A 12,988-nucleotide genomic window follows, 5' to 3' on the forward strand; every position below is an offset into this window, starting at 1 on the left:
TGGGGCGATTATTGAAGGATATTAATCGTGACAAAATATAAAAAAAGCAGAAAGATCATCATTCTGATCTTTCTGCTATTCCATCTACGTAGCTGGGCTCGTTTTTCTTTTCGTATATTTTTCAAAGAAGCCTAGAATCACATCGGCAAAAATTGCGAGCAATGCTGCTGGTATAGCCCCTGCATAGATGCGAATGTCATTCATCGTATTAATACCTGCAAAAATCTCACGCCCTAAACCATCTCCACCAATCATTGGCGCAAGTGCAGCGACGCCTACAGCAATGACGGCTGCGACACGTAAGCCAGCCATAAGAAACGGTAAAGCAAGGGGAAGTTGCACTTTGCTTAAAAGCTGCATACTCGTCATCCCCAAGCCTCGTCCCGCTTCAGAGATACTTTTGTCAACTTCTTTTAGGCCAACATACGTATTGCGAATGATTGGCATTAATGAGTAGAGAAACAACCCGACAACGACGGTGTAAAACCCAAGGCCGAAATAGACCATGAGAATGGCTAACAAAGCTAAACTCGGTATGATCTGAATGATGTTAGCAATCGATAAAATGACTCCGGCGACTTTTTGGAAACGGGCACAAATGACCCCTAATATAACGCCAACGACGAGTGCCATCCCTACACCGATGAGCACCATGATGAGATGCTCAATCGCTAAGTCTAGCAACAAGTCCCAGTTTCGTGTCATATACTGAAAAAGTTCTGTTATAAACTCCATCGGACCCCTCCGGACGGTGCGATATGATTAGTCAAGCAGCCCTTGTTCCTCTAAATACTCGCGAGCAACGTCGCGCTCACTTCGGTTGTTAATATCTACCTCATAACTTAGTTCTGTAATTGCTTGTTCATCAAACATGCCAGTGAGTGTGTTGAGCACTTCTTCAAGTTCTGGGTATTCTTCTAACGTTTCATTTTTTGCAACGATAGAAGCATCAAAAGGCGGGAAGAATTGTTGATCATCTTCTAGCGTGACAAGATCATACTCAATGAGTCTCGGGTCCGTTGAATAGGCCAAAACGATATCCACTTCTTCATTGGCGACTGCCGAATAGACGAGGTTAATGTCCATTGAGTTTGTATCCGCAAAGCTAAATCCGTAATGGTCAACAAACGATTGGTATCCGTCCACATCACGCTCAAGCCACGTTGTATCTACTCCAAGACTCAGTTCGTCTGCCACAGCCTCAACGTCAGATACCGTCTCTAAGCCGTACTCGTCAGCAAGGTCTGCACGCACCGTCATAATGTACGTATTCTCAAAGCCTAGCGGATCAAACCACTTGAAATTAAAATGCTCATCAAATCCTTCTTGTGCCATTTGCAACACAGCCTCAGGATCATTCGTCTCTTCAACCTCAAAATGATTGTTAAACACTTCTCCACTGTAGAGTAAACCAATGTCGAGCTCTTCTTCCTCTAGCGCACTAATAACCATTGGACTGGCTGAGATGTCCGGTGTTACATCTGCACTTAAGTCAGTATGAGCTTCAATTAGCGCCTCATTCATGTAAGCTATAAGTTTTGTTTCTGTATACGTTTGTGCGCCAATTTCAATCGTGTCTCCACCTCCACATCCAGCAGCAAAAACAACGACAGCACCGAGTGGCAATATTGACTTCTTCATGATGAATCCCTCCTAATTTTCATTAATCGCTTTCGATTTTTTGTATGTGCGGTTTTCAAGTTTTCCTAAAATGAGATCAGTAATAAGTGCTAAAATAATGGCAGCTATAGCTCCTGTAACAATTAAGTACGTGTTATTAATTCCGATACCAGAAACGATAAAATCACCTAGCCCTCCCGCACCAATCAACGCAGCTAACGTTGTCCAACTAATAATATAAACAGTTGTTAGGCGAATTCCTGACATAATGTACGGAAATGCTATCGGTAGCTCGATCTTGTAGAGCCGCTGAAAGGTATTAAAGCCCATTCCCTTAGCTGCAGTTACGACGTGCTCGTCAACAGACTGAATGCCGGCATAAGTATTTCGAAGAAGAGGCAACAACGAATAGAGGAAGAGGGCAAAAATCGCCGGACGCATACCGATCCCAAATAACGGCAACAACAGTGCTAATAGTGCGATTGTCGGGATCGTTTGGAAAATATTCGCAATTGTAAACGTAATCGTCTGTAACACTTTTACATGTTGCAATCGGCTTAAGATGATTGCTGTTGGAATCGCGACACAAGCGCCAAATAGCACAGCTAAACCGGCAATTGTCATATGTTGTCCCAGCAGAACAAAAATATCTTGGTAGCGCGATTGCAAAAATTCTAGATAGGCCATTAGGACACCACTCCACTTGCTTCAGGAGTTCGGGTGTACATGTCGTTCATCAAGCCAACAATCGTGCCTCTTGTGATGACCCCGAGCAACGTCTCGTTGTCACCAATTACTGGCACGTAAGACAACTGATGTTCGGTCATTAACGTTAACCCTTCTTCGACTGTCTGATCACGCGTAAGTACATGTTCCACTGGTTTTAAAATATCCGCGAGTGACATCGCTTCTTCTTCATAGTTGTCGATCACATCAAATATGCTCACGTACCCTTCGAGACGTTTTTCTTCACTAACCACTAAGAGTGAGTCCACTTTTTGACGTCGCATCACGCTTACTGCCCGAGCAAATCCCATATTCATATCTGCCGTTACCATTTTCTCGTTGAGCAATTCTTGTAAAGGCGGAAGCTCATCTGATTTGTGCAGTCGGTTCGTCCCGATGAAGTCCCGAACAAAATCATTTTTGGGACGGCGGAGCACTTCTTCAGGGGTGTCGTTTTGAACGATTGTCCCTTCTTGCATAATGATAATTCGATCCGCAATCTTTAAGGCCTCATCCATGTCGTGTGTCACAAACACAATCGTCTTCTTCACTTTCTTCTGTAAATCAACAAGTTCATTTTGCAATTGTTCACGGCTGATTGGGTCTAGAGCGCTGAATGGCTCGTCCATGAGAATGATATCCGGTTCAGCCGCAAGTGCACGAATGACGCCGATGCGCTGTTGTTGTCCACCTGAAAGCTCTGATGGATACCGGTCACGATATACGCTCGGATCTAACCCTACCATCTCGAGTAGCTCGTCTACTCTCTCCTTTGTTTTCCCTTTCTCCCATTTCAAAAGCTTAGGCACAACTGAAACATTTTGAGCGATCGTCATGTGAGGAAATAAACCGATGTGTTGAATCACATAACCGATTTGTCTACGAAGTTCAACTGGATTCATCGTTGAGATTTCTTTATCCTTAATATAAATTTCACCACGAGTAGGATTAATCAGTCGATTCAGCATCTTCATCGTTGTCGTTTTTCCACAACCACTTGGCCCAATCAAGACATTAATATGACCGGAGTGCAGTTCTAAATTAATATCTTTAAGTGCAACAAATCCGTCATCATACTTCTTCTCCACTGCCTTCAATTGAATCATTCCATCACCCCTATTCACTATTTAGTAATAGTAAAGCTAAGTCTACCATATATTTTCAAAAAAATAAGCCTTTATGCACTTTTCGGTCATTCATTTCTACCCATTTGTTCGTTAATCAAACAAGTAGACAAAAAAATGGCGGAATTGAAATCATTGTTGACGGACCATCCGCATATAATATACAATTCATATAAATTTACTATGATATAAATGAGGTGGTCGTTAATGAAAGTACGTATAGATGGTGTTCATAAATCGTTTCGAAAAGATAAACACCAACAACTTGAAGTGCTTCGCGACGTCTCCATCCAGATTAAGGATGGAGAATTTGTATCGTTGCTCGGTCCGTCAGGTTGCGGAAAATCGACCATCTTAAACTTGGTCGCTGGTTTAGACTCACCGTCTGAAGGATCAATTACTGTGGATGGAAAACAAGTGAACGGTCCAGGGACTGACCGGGTCGTTGTGTTTCAACAAGGTGGGTTATTTCCTTGGATGAGTGTCGTTGATAACGTGAAATACGGTTTGCGCCTAAAAAAAATTAGTGCCAAAGAAGTTGATGAACGAGCTGATGACGTTTTGAAGATGGTGCACTTAAGTAAATTTAAGGGGCATTTTCCAAATGAGTTATCGGGGGGGATGCAACAACGTGTCGCCATTGCCAGAGCACTCATTATGGATCCCGAAATCTTGCTTATGGATGAACCTTTTGCGGCGTTGGATGAACAAACACGCATGATTATGCACCAAGAATTGCAAGAAATATGGCAAAAAACAGGCAAGACGATTCTTTTTATTACGCATAACATCCGCGAGGCATTAACGCTTTCTGATCGCGTGTTACTCATGAGCACTCGTCCTGGACAAATTAAGAAGACCTTTACCGTGCAAGCAGGACGTCCTCGAGATCCTTCTGACAGTGTACTCGTGCATATTGAAAAACAAGTGATGAAAGAATTGGAAGAGGAAATGGAAAAAGTGTTGAAGGAGGAGCTCGGGGATGACTACCGTTTTAAGACGAGTGCTTTTCGTGATCGTAATCGTGACCACATGGGAGATCATATCTAAGTCGGGCATCTTCCCGACATTCATGTGGCCCCCATTATTTATACCGAACACGCCAGATGGCCCTACCGTCTTTGGGACACTATTTAGCGGGCTCGTATCTGGGCAAATTCTAACGGCAACAGGCGTAACACTCGGAAGAATGTTACTTGGTTTTCTTATTGCGATCGTACTTGGGCTCACACTTGGATATTTAATTTCTCGCTATAAATGGGTGGATGATACACTCGGTTTTTTTGTTACCGCATTGCAATCGATTCCGAGTATCGTCTGGTTCCCTTTGGCAATCGTTTGGTTTGGACTCGGATTTGCCTCAATTTTGTTTATTATCACAATTGGTGCAACGTGGACGATGACGGTGAATTCAAGTACCGGCTTTAAAAATGTACCGCCGATTTATTTAAACGCAGCACGTACGATGGGCTCATCAGGGGGTCACTTGTTTCGAACGGTCATTCTGCCTGCCTCCTTGCCTCACATTATTTCAGGTCTACGCGTTGCCTGGGCATTTGCATGGCGAGCGGTAATGGCAGCTGAACTTCTTGGGGGAAGTGGTGGTTTAGGTTACCTCTTAAATATGGGACGCTCCATTCAATCGATGGACCTTGTCCTTGCCATCATGATTATTATTGCTGTTATCGGAACGATTATGGACAATCAAGTGTTCCTGCGTATGGAACGATCAATATCTAGAAAATGGGGGATGGGCGCATCATGAAACGAACAACGTTAGCATTAGGCAGTATACTATTACTCGGCTTAGCCGCTTGCGGTTCTGAAGAGGAAGCAGATGAAGTGACGATTGGGTATTTTCCAAACTTCACACATATTACAACGGTCATTGCTTTAGAAAATGGCTTTATGGAAGAAGAATTAGGGGATGACATTACGATCAACACGAATACATTCCCTGACGGCGGTGCTTTTATGGAGGCGATGTCAACACGAGACTTGGACATCGGTACAGTCGGCCCCTCCCCTGCAACCCAGACGTATATCACAAACCCTGAACACTCAATCATCGCTGGCGCTGTAAATGGTGGCGCTGTTCTCGCGGTTCGAGACGGGTCAGGAATTGAGAGTGTCGAAGACTTGGACGGTGCAAATGTCGCAATCCCAACGATCGGTTCTACACAAGACATTATGCTTCGCCATGAGTTAAATGAGGTTGGGCTTACACCTGTCGCCGACGGTGGAACGGTTAATCTTATGCCTCAAGCACCTGCGGATACGTCCACATTATTCTTACAAGGAGATGTTGATGCAGCAGCCACACAAGAGCCGTGGGGAGTGTTTTTGGAGAATCAAGCGGATGCCACGATTCTTCTCGATGAAGAAGAATTTGCTTGGGGAAGAGAATCAACAACAACCGTCGTCACCGCAAGAAACGCCTTCTCAGAAGCAAACCCAGAAATTGTCGAAGGCTACCTTCGCGCCCATATTCGCGCCGTGGAATTTATTGAGGAAAATCAAGAGGAAGCTGTGAGTGTTTTCGTTGATCATATAGAGGAAATCACCGGAAGTGGCTTAGACTACGACGAAACATTAGAAGCAAGCAATCGCTTAAACCCTACGTATGAAATCAATGAAGATGTGCTGCAGCAAATGGCTACAATTAGTGTTGAAGCCGAATATGCAAATTCTGATGAGATTGACGGACTTGTTGATTATACGTATTTGGACGCTGTTTTAGAATAATGTGCGGCTGCCACGGCCGAGCTTAGCCGTGGCAATTTTTCTTTTTAGACGTTCGTTCGCAGGATTTTGGGCATTGCCTTACCTTTCGCCAATTCATCAATAAGTTTATCCAAATAACGAATTTCCTGCATTAACGGTTCCTCAATGTCTTCGACCCTCACACCGCATATGACACCTGTAATGTTTGTACGTGCCGAATTCATCTGCGGTGCTTCATTGAAAAAATCTTCTACCGTCGTTTCTTTATCCAACTCATCTCTTAGCTCCTGCTCACTATAGCCTGTGAGCCAATGAATAATCTCAATCACTTCTTGCTCTGTACGACCCTTTCTATCTGCTTTCTTAACATAATGGGGGTACACACTCGAAAAGCTCATTTTATATATCTTGTGACTCATCTTTTTACCCTCATTTCATCCAGTCTTTATCGCTATTATAGCAAATCGCCGTACCGCTCACGATGTTTTTCTCTCAACACGAAAGGGAAAAGGTTTCCAACTTGATTACTGGATAGGAGTGCAAATATGAAACAAAACTTTGATGTGATCATCGTTGGGGCGGGAACAATGGGAATGGCTGCCGGCTATTATCTCGCCAAGCGAAGCAAAAAAGTATTGCTGATCGACCAATTTGACCCTCCTCATGAAATGGGGAGCCATCACGGTGAGACCCGTATTATTCGTCACGCATTAGGAGAGGGAAAAGCGTACACCCCGCTGGCGCTGCGTTCAAAGCAGCTTTGGGAAGAACTGCAACAGGTATCCGGATATGATCTCTTTCGCCAAACCGGTGTGCTTTCCTTCGGTCCGAAGGGCGCCCCGTTTATTCAAAAAACGATCTCAAGTGCCGATGAATATGGGATTCCTTATCAACGATTGAGTCACGAAGACATCCAAAAGCGCTGGCCAGGTATTGAAGCCCCTTCTGGATATGAAGGTTGTTTGGAAGAACAAGCCGGGATGTTGTACAGCGCAGCTTGTGTACGCGCTTTTCGAGAGATGGCCTTACAAGCAGGGGCTGAACTTCTCGTCAACACTCCAGTAACGAACATCTCACCGGATCAATCAACGGTGTATACGCCAGATGGAAATTATACTGCCTCTCAGATCATCGTTAGTGGTGGTGCGTGGAATGAGCATCTTTTCAATGATCTCGGGCTCGATGTCTCTTTACAGCCAACGAGGCAAACCAATGTATGGTTTGATGCGGACGAAGAACTGTTCTCAATTGATCATCCATTTCCCATTTTCTTTGCGGATCTTCCTGACGGAGAATATTACGGTTTTCCTGCCATTGACAATAAAGGCGTCAAGTCTGGACGTCACGATGATGGACCGCATGTGAATCCTTCCTCAATGGATCGTACATTCGGAGCTTACCGAGAAGATGAACAAGCTCCAAGGCAATTTCTTGAACGATTTTTACCTAAAGCTGCAGGCGCACTCGTTGATGGTCGAGCTTGCATATATACGCGCACACCCGATAATGACTTTATCATTGACCGTCACCCGAAACACCCTCACCTCTTGCTAGCAGGCGGTTTTTCAGGACACGGTTTTAAATATGCGCCGGTCGTAGGCGAGATTTTATCTGAACTCATCATTGATGGCCAGACTACTCACAATATTGACCCCTTCTCAATCGAGCGGGAAAGCTTGAAAAACTAGCTGCTTATTCAGCAGCTAGTTTTTCATTTTAGTAGATTCCAAATGTCGCAAGCATTATCGCAGGAATGACGGATAAAATCGGAATAATAACCGATACAACCGCAATATCTTTGTACGATTGTTTATGCGTCATTCCCGTCACAATGAGCAAGGTTAAGATGGCACCGTTATGTGGTAATGAGTCTAATCCACCTGAAGCTAATGACGCTACGCGGTGAAATGCCTCCGGTGACGGTCCGACAGACTGAGCGATTTGATAATACGTATCCCCTAACGCTTCAAGCGCAATACCGAGACCACCTGAAGCTGACCCCGTCGCTCCAGCGAGTACATTGGCGGCAATTGCTTGGGAAATAAGCGGACTGCCCGGTGCACTTAACAGCGCTTCGGATAATCTAGCAAATCCGGGAACACTTTGTACAACTGTCCCGAAGCCGACCGCTGCACTCGTATTAATAATCGCTAAAACTGAGCCGCTAGCTCCTTCGTTGATTGCTTTTACAAACATTTTTACTTTCGTAATAGAAATGAGCAAATTCAAAATGATTCCAAGTAGTAACGACACAATAATATCTAGTTGGACGATGTTGAGTGCAATGATAACCGTCAGTAACGGTAATACTGCTAAGTAAATCGGCGGCGGATCACCAAACACGCGATTGTCTTCTTCCTTTTCTTTCGGTTCTGTGAATACTTCTTCATTGGCACGCATCTTGTTCTCTCGCCACTTCAAGTACACATAACCGGTTACAGCCATAAACGCTGCTGCGACAAGTCCCATGATCGGAGCGGCAGCAGCCGTCGTATTGTAATAATCTGTTGGAATGAGGTTTTGGATTTGTGGTGTGCCCGGCAAAGCCGTCATCGCAAACGTGAGCGTGCCAAAAGCAAGCGTGGCAGGCATCAACCGACGAGGTAAGTTCGCCTGACGAAACATATCAAGCGCTAACGGATACACCGCAAAAACAACAACGAATACACTGACGCCCCCGTACGCAAGAACCGCACACGATAGTGCCACACCCATAATCGCCCGTTTGGCTCCGAGCACTCGGATAATGCCACTCGCAATCGATTTTGCCATGCCCGTATACTCCATCAACTTCCCAAATATCGCACCGAGCATAAAGACCGGGAACCAACTTTTTGCAAAATTCACAAACCCACCCATGTACGTATCCGTATATGCATCTAATAAATCCAACCCACCTGTAAGAGCCACGACCCCTGCACAAATAGGTGCAATCCAGATAATGGACCAGCCACGATATGCGAGTACCATTAATAGGATCAAACCGATAAAAATCCCTAACATATGTAAACCTCCCCGGTGTTTGTTAACGCTTACATTTTATCATGAAAGTATGCACGAAAAGGAACGAGCATGACTCTCATCCATCATTAAGAAGAAAGCCTGAGTCAATTCTTCTATCAGACTGGTAAGCCGACAAACGTAGGGGGAAAGCCGATTCACTTTACCTCTTTTCCAAGTTGGGATCGTAACATTTAACGTTTCTATGTCGGTCCTCTGTCGCAAGAAAAAATGATTTCCGTCATTTTTCGACAGAGATACTGCGCAGTTTGTGCAAAAAAAGCACAGCAGATAAATCTTTCATCCGCCGTGCTTGGATACTTACTAGCCCCTCGACGTGCAATTGTGAATAGCTTGTTGTACTCCGCCCTCTGACTCACCTAAAGCTCGTTTTGCCTCTTCCACAGTCACGCCAGTTTTCAATACAACGAGCGCCGTTTTTACACTCTTATCCGATGCCAATAAAGCATGCCTTGCTTGTTGTTCATTGCATCCGCTCACACGTTGAAGAATTGAAATTGCTCGTTCTTCTAACTTCTTATTACTTACATTTACATCGATCATTAGGTTTTCATAAACTTTACCTAGTTTAATCATGGTCGTAGAAGACAGCATATTCAAGATCATCTTATGGGCTGTCCCAGCTTTCATGCGGGTGGAACCTGTGATGACCTCTGGACCGACGACAACTTCGATTTGACAGTCCGAGTATTGACTGATTTTTGCGTTGTGATTTGAGCTAATGGCAATAGTACTCGCCCCTAATTGATTTGCGTAATCGAGTGCTCCAATTACATAAGGTGTCCTCCCGCTTGCTGAGATACCAACAACTACATCATTAGCCGTTACTTGGCGTTCTTTTAGGTCGAGGTGACCTTGCAGCTTTTCATCTTCTGCGCCTTCAATCGCTTCACTCATTGCTGATTCGCCACCAGCTAACACGACTTGAAAAAGGCTTCTGTCCACCCCAAAAGTGGGTGGACATTCTGAAGCATCGAGAAACCCTAACCGGCCACTTGATCCAGCGCCAAGGTAGAATACTCTTCCACCTGATTGGATTGATTTTACAAGCAGTCCTACTGCCTCTTCTATTGCCGGTAGAACACTGCGAACTGCCGCAGAAATGGTTTGATCTTCTTCATTAATGAGAGCAACAATTTCTTCTGTCGACATCTGATCAATCTGCGTTGATTTAGCGTTTCTTTGTTCTGTCACAAGGTTCAAAAAATCATTACGCATAGTTTCCCCCCATTCATAAAACGTGCAGCAACTCTGATACTGAGCCAATTACAAGATTAGGCACCCCTAATTGAGGATGAAAGTCTTTTGCAGCATGGTTTTCTGTCACCCATTTCTTTTGAAAGGCTTCCTTCATAAGAAGTGGACGTTCCTGTGGTGTTCTATTCAAGAGTGGCGCAGGTAAAGTAGATGTGATAAAGATTGAATTCCAACCAGAAGCATTGGCCATATACACGTCATGATCAACACGGTCTCCGACATGAGCGACAATCTGACCGTCGGTAAATAAACTGTTGAGCATTCTAGCATCTGGCTTAGCATATCCAGTTATATCTGGAGTTAACATGTGATCAAACTTTGGGGTTAGACTAAGAAAATCCATGACGGGCAGCTGGTATTTCAAAAAGCCGTTCGTTGCGGCTACAAGCGTATACCCCTCCGTCCGCAACTGTTCTAACACTGGAATAACTTCTTCGTCCAGCAAGTATACTTTTCCTTCGGTTGCGTGATTCTTAACTAATTGCTCAATCTCTGTATTCCAAGCTAGATTCATTGAGTCAAATAACTTCGTGACGATATCATCCCAATTATAAGCGTCGACAATTCGTCCATCACCCATGCGTTTGTTGTGTTCTTGCACGAGCAATTGTTTGACAGAGACATCTTCGACTCCTTTTTCTTTTGCAATGTCCTCAATCTCTGGAAACACATAGGAGACAAACGGGTTCTGCATTAACGTTCCATCTAAGTCAAATGTGATATATTTCTTCATTATTTCACCGCCCCTGAAGTTAGCCCTTCCATAAACTGCCTAGACGCAAACAAGAACGCGAGTATCATCGGAACTGAAGCAATTGTTAATCCGGCAAACAGAAGGTTCCACTCTGTATCGTATTCCCCAAATAACGTCATCATCCCTAATGGAATCGTAGACAATTCATCTGTCCGAATAAATATTAATGGGTAGAAAAAGTCATTCCATACATTAACCAAATTGACGATCCCAACGATCGATATTGCAGGCTTCATTAATGGTAATACAATTTTATAATACACTTGGAAGTCATTACAGCCATCAAGTCGTGCCGAATCTTCAAGCTCGTTAGGAATCGTCCGGAAGAAACCATAGAAGATAAAGACCGCAAATGGAATGCCTCCAGCAACATACACAAAGATAAGAGAAAATAGTGTATCCAATAAATTAAGGTTCATCATGATCATAAACATTGGAATTACAGCTAGTTTCATCGGTAGCATGAGCCCAACCATAAAGAAAAACAATACGTAAATGTTCCATTTAAACTTGTATCTAGATAAGTAAAACCCTGCCAATGAAGAGACAAAAAGCACAGTGAATACAGAAACTGACGTCACGAACACACTGTTCCAAACGTAATCAGAAAAGTTCACAACATTCCAGACTTCAATATAGTTATCAAAGTTAAATGAGGTAGGCAAACTTAGCGGTGATGTGAAAATCTCCATATTTGTTTTAAATGATGACGAGATCATTAGAAAAATCGGATAAGCAAAAATAAAAGTAAAGAATATGAGGATTGCATATTTGATCGCTTGAACGTACCATTTTCCTTTCATGCTCTCGCCTCCTAACGGTCGAAATCTTTCTTTTTAAAGAAAATCAGAATGGTCGCTGTCGCCAAAGCAATGATAAAGAAAAGAACAACAGATATTGCAGAACCGACACCTATTGCCTGACCGCCATCAACCGTACCAAAAGCGAGTCTATAGAAGAATGTTGCAAGCACATCGGTCGAATAGTATGGTCCTCCAGAAGCTCCCTGCATCGCAAACACGTACTCAAATGTTTCAAAAGAACTGATGAACGTCAAAATCGACATGACCATAACCGCCGGAAGCATCATCGGCAACGTAATTCGAACGAGCATAATAAATGGGTTAGCCCCGTCAATTCTTGCAGCCTCAAAGACTTCAGGTTCAATGGCTTGTAAACCTGCCAGAAAAATCAGCATAGAAAAACCAATGGATGCCCAACTATCAACGAAAATGACACTAAACAACGCTGTATCTGTACTTCCTAACCACGGCCGCGTGAGTGCTTCTAAACCAACGGCTTCAAGAATGCCATTTAACGCTCCCCGAGTCGGGTTTAAAATTAAACTAAATAAGAATCCGATAACAATAACCGACAGCAGCTTCGGGAGGAAGAAAACCGTCTTAAAAAACTCACTCCCTTTTACTTTGCTATAGATTATGTAAGCGAGGAAAAATGCAATGACTAACTGAGTGAGTACAGTAACAAAATAATACGTCCAGTTATTTGTGAAGGCATTCCAAAAGGTCGAATTAAATGGCGCTTGGGTAAACAGTGTAATAAAATTCTCTAACCCAACAAACTCATTACGATTAAAGCCATTCCAGGAATACAGACTGTTCAGTGCAGCAGAAATGAGTGGATACAGTTGAAACATCCCATACAAAAGAACAGCAGGCAGTAAAAACAAATGAACAAGGTGTTTCCGGTAACTCCCTTTCTTTTTCGGTTTTTGTGTTGTCACGTCTGTTTGCATCTTTTC

At 43.6% G+C, this 12,988-nt stretch carries 14 protein-coding genes; 4 read left to right on the top strand and 10 right to left on the bottom strand.

Annotated elements, in window-relative coordinates; all coding sequences use genetic code 11:
- Positions 1-84: 84 nt before the first annotated feature.
- From ACE1TF_RS09535 to ACE1TF_RS09550, 4 genes are read right to left on the bottom strand one after another with little or no spacing between them, the layout of a single operon-like run.
- Entirely contained in the window at positions 85-735 is a 651-nt protein-coding gene (locus tag ACE1TF_RS09535; RefSeq protein ID WP_042402507.1) for an ABC transporter permease, read from the bottom strand.
- A gap of 27 nt (positions 736-762) precedes the next feature.
- Positions 763-1,641, bottom strand: coding sequence for a glycine betaine ABC transporter substrate-binding protein (locus ACE1TF_RS09540; RefSeq protein ID WP_042402504.1), 879 nt, complete (start codon positions 1,639-1,641; stop codon positions 763-765).
- A 12-nt stretch (positions 1,642-1,653) separates the two neighbouring features.
- Positions 1,654-2,307 (bottom strand): ABC transporter permease, encoded by a 654-nt coding sequence (locus ACE1TF_RS09545; RefSeq protein WP_042402501.1) that lies wholly within the window; start codon positions 2,305-2,307, stop codon positions 1,654-1,656.
- Entirely contained in the window at positions 2,307-3,452 is a 1,146-nt protein-coding gene (locus tag ACE1TF_RS09550; protein ID WP_375016223.1) for an ABC transporter ATP-binding protein, read from the bottom strand. The genes ACE1TF_RS09545 and ACE1TF_RS09550 overlap by 1 nt, the downstream gene beginning before the upstream one ends.
- Positions 3,453-3,677: 225 nt before the next feature.
- Here ACE1TF_RS09550 and ACE1TF_RS09555 point away from each other — a divergent pair, with 225 nt between their 5' ends.
- The 3 genes from ACE1TF_RS09555 to ACE1TF_RS09565 are packed head-to-tail and all read left to right on the top strand — an operon-like array spanning position 3,678 to position 6,215.
- Entirely contained in the window at positions 3,678-4,520 is an 843-nt protein-coding gene (locus ACE1TF_RS09555; RefSeq protein ID WP_042402498.1) for an ABC transporter ATP-binding protein, read from the top strand.
- The gene (locus ACE1TF_RS09560; protein WP_042430862.1) at positions 4,453-5,235 is read left to right on the top strand and encodes an ABC transporter permease; all 783 of its coding nucleotides are present in this window, start codon (positions 4,453-4,455) and stop codon (positions 5,233-5,235) included. The genes ACE1TF_RS09555 and ACE1TF_RS09560 overlap by 68 nt, the downstream gene beginning before the upstream one ends.
- Positions 5,232-6,215 carry an ABC transporter substrate-binding protein gene (locus ACE1TF_RS09565; RefSeq protein ID WP_375016226.1) on the top strand — a complete coding sequence of 328 codons (984 nt, stop codon included), beginning with the start codon at positions 5,232-5,234 and terminating at the stop codon, positions 6,213-6,215. The genes ACE1TF_RS09560 and ACE1TF_RS09565 overlap by 4 nt, the downstream gene beginning before the upstream one ends.
- Before the next feature lie 44 nt (positions 6,216-6,259).
- Here ACE1TF_RS09565 and ACE1TF_RS09570 read toward each other — a convergent pair whose 3' ends face one another.
- On the bottom strand, positions 6,260-6,613 hold the full coding sequence (locus ACE1TF_RS09570; RefSeq protein ID WP_375016228.1) for a DUF2200 domain-containing protein: 354 nt from the start codon (positions 6,611-6,613) through the stop codon (positions 6,260-6,262).
- 126 nt (positions 6,614-6,739) lie between these two features.
- On the opposite strand from ACE1TF_RS09570, the gene solA reads away from it, so the two are divergent.
- Positions 6,740-7,882, top strand: a complete 1,143-nt coding sequence (solA, locus tag ACE1TF_RS09575; RefSeq protein WP_375016230.1) for an N-methyl-L-tryptophan oxidase — start codon at positions 6,740-6,742, stop codon at positions 7,880-7,882.
- Positions 7,883-7,910: 28 nt separating this feature from the next.
- On the opposite strand, the gene ACE1TF_RS09580 is transcribed toward solA, so the two are convergent.
- The 5 genes from ACE1TF_RS09580 to ACE1TF_RS09600 form a co-directional block, all read right to left on the bottom strand.
- The gene (locus ACE1TF_RS09580) at positions 7,911-9,197 is read right to left on the bottom strand and encodes a GntP family permease (RefSeq protein WP_375016232.1); all 1,287 of its coding nucleotides are present in this window, start codon (positions 9,195-9,197) and stop codon (positions 7,911-7,913) included.
- Between the two features lie 321 nt (positions 9,198-9,518).
- Positions 9,519-10,433 carry an N-acetylmuramic acid 6-phosphate etherase gene (gene murQ, locus ACE1TF_RS09585; RefSeq protein ID WP_375016234.1) on the bottom strand — a complete coding sequence of 305 codons (915 nt, stop codon included), beginning with the start codon at positions 10,431-10,433 and terminating at the stop codon, positions 9,519-9,521.
- A 13-nt stretch (positions 10,434-10,446) separates the two neighbouring features.
- A complete protein-coding gene (locus ACE1TF_RS09590) occupies positions 10,447-11,205 on the bottom strand; it encodes an HAD family hydrolase (RefSeq protein WP_375016236.1) in 759 nt (252 codons plus the stop codon).
- Complete coding sequence (locus ACE1TF_RS09595) at positions 11,205-12,029, bottom strand: carbohydrate ABC transporter permease (protein ID WP_042430845.1); 825 nt, start codon at positions 12,027-12,029, stop codon at positions 11,205-11,207. The genes ACE1TF_RS09590 and ACE1TF_RS09595 overlap by 1 nt, the downstream gene beginning before the upstream one ends.
- An 11-nt stretch (positions 12,030-12,040) precedes the next feature.
- The gene (locus ACE1TF_RS09600) at positions 12,041-12,982 is read right to left on the bottom strand and encodes a carbohydrate ABC transporter permease (RefSeq protein ID WP_375016238.1); all 942 of its coding nucleotides are present in this window, start codon (positions 12,980-12,982) and stop codon (positions 12,041-12,043) included.
- Positions 12,983-12,988 lie beyond the last annotated feature (6 nt).

Origin of the sequence: Geomicrobium sp. JSM 1781026 (genome assembly GCF_041949955.1) — a bacterium.
Classification (GTDB): domain Bacteria; phylum Bacillota; class Bacilli; order Bacillales; family Marinococcaceae; genus Geomicrobium_A.

What these genes read in the sequence shown, in the direction of transcription:
- ACE1TF_RS09590 (WP_375016236.1), bottom strand. Translation starts at nt 11,205, where the DNA reads ATGAAGAAATATATCACATTTGACTTAGATGGAACGTTAATGCAGAAC.
- ACE1TF_RS09570 (WP_375016228.1), bottom strand. Translation starts at nt 6,613, where the DNA reads ATGAGTCACAAGATATATAAAATGAGCTTTTCGAGTGTGTACCCCCAT.
- ACE1TF_RS09555 (WP_042402498.1), top strand. Translation starts at nt 3,678, where the DNA reads ATGAAAGTACGTATAGATGGTGTTCATAAATCGTTTCGAAAAGATAAA.
- ACE1TF_RS09560 (WP_042430862.1), top strand. Translation starts at nt 4,453, where the DNA reads ATGACTACCGTTTTAAGACGAGTGCTTTTCGTGATCGTAATCGTGACC.
- ACE1TF_RS09540 (WP_042402504.1), bottom strand. Translation starts at nt 1,641, where the DNA reads ATGAAGAAGTCAATATTGCCACTCGGTGCTGTCGTTGTTTTTGCTGCT.
- ACE1TF_RS09535 (WP_042402507.1), bottom strand. Translation starts at nt 735, where the DNA reads ATGGAGTTTATAACAGAACTTTTTCAGTATATGACACGAAACTGGGAC.
- ACE1TF_RS09600 (WP_375016238.1), bottom strand. Translation starts at nt 12,982, where the DNA reads ATGCAAACAGACGTGACAACACAAAAACCGAAAAAGAAAGGGAGTTAC.
- ACE1TF_RS09545 (WP_042402501.1), bottom strand. Translation starts at nt 2,307, where the DNA reads ATGGCCTATCTAGAATTTTTGCAATCGCGCTACCAAGATATTTTTGTT.
- murQ (WP_375016234.1), bottom strand. Translation starts at nt 10,433, where the DNA reads ATGCGTAATGATTTTTTGAACCTTGTGACAGAACAAAGAAACGCTAAA.
- ACE1TF_RS09595 (WP_042430845.1), bottom strand. Translation starts at nt 12,029, where the DNA reads ATGAAAGGAAAATGGTACGTTCAAGCGATCAAATATGCAATCCTCATA.
- ACE1TF_RS09550 (WP_375016223.1), bottom strand. Translation starts at nt 3,452, where the DNA reads ATGATTCAATTGAAGGCAGTGGAGAAGAAGTATGATGACGGATTTGTT.
- ACE1TF_RS09565 (WP_375016226.1), top strand. Translation starts at nt 5,232, where the DNA reads ATGAAACGAACAACGTTAGCATTAGGCAGTATACTATTACTCGGCTTA.
- solA (WP_375016230.1), top strand. Translation starts at nt 6,740, where the DNA reads ATGAAACAAAACTTTGATGTGATCATCGTTGGGGCGGGAACAATGGGA.
- ACE1TF_RS09580 (WP_375016232.1), bottom strand. Translation starts at nt 9,197, where the DNA reads ATGTTAGGGATTTTTATCGGTTTGATCCTATTAATGGTACTCGCATAT.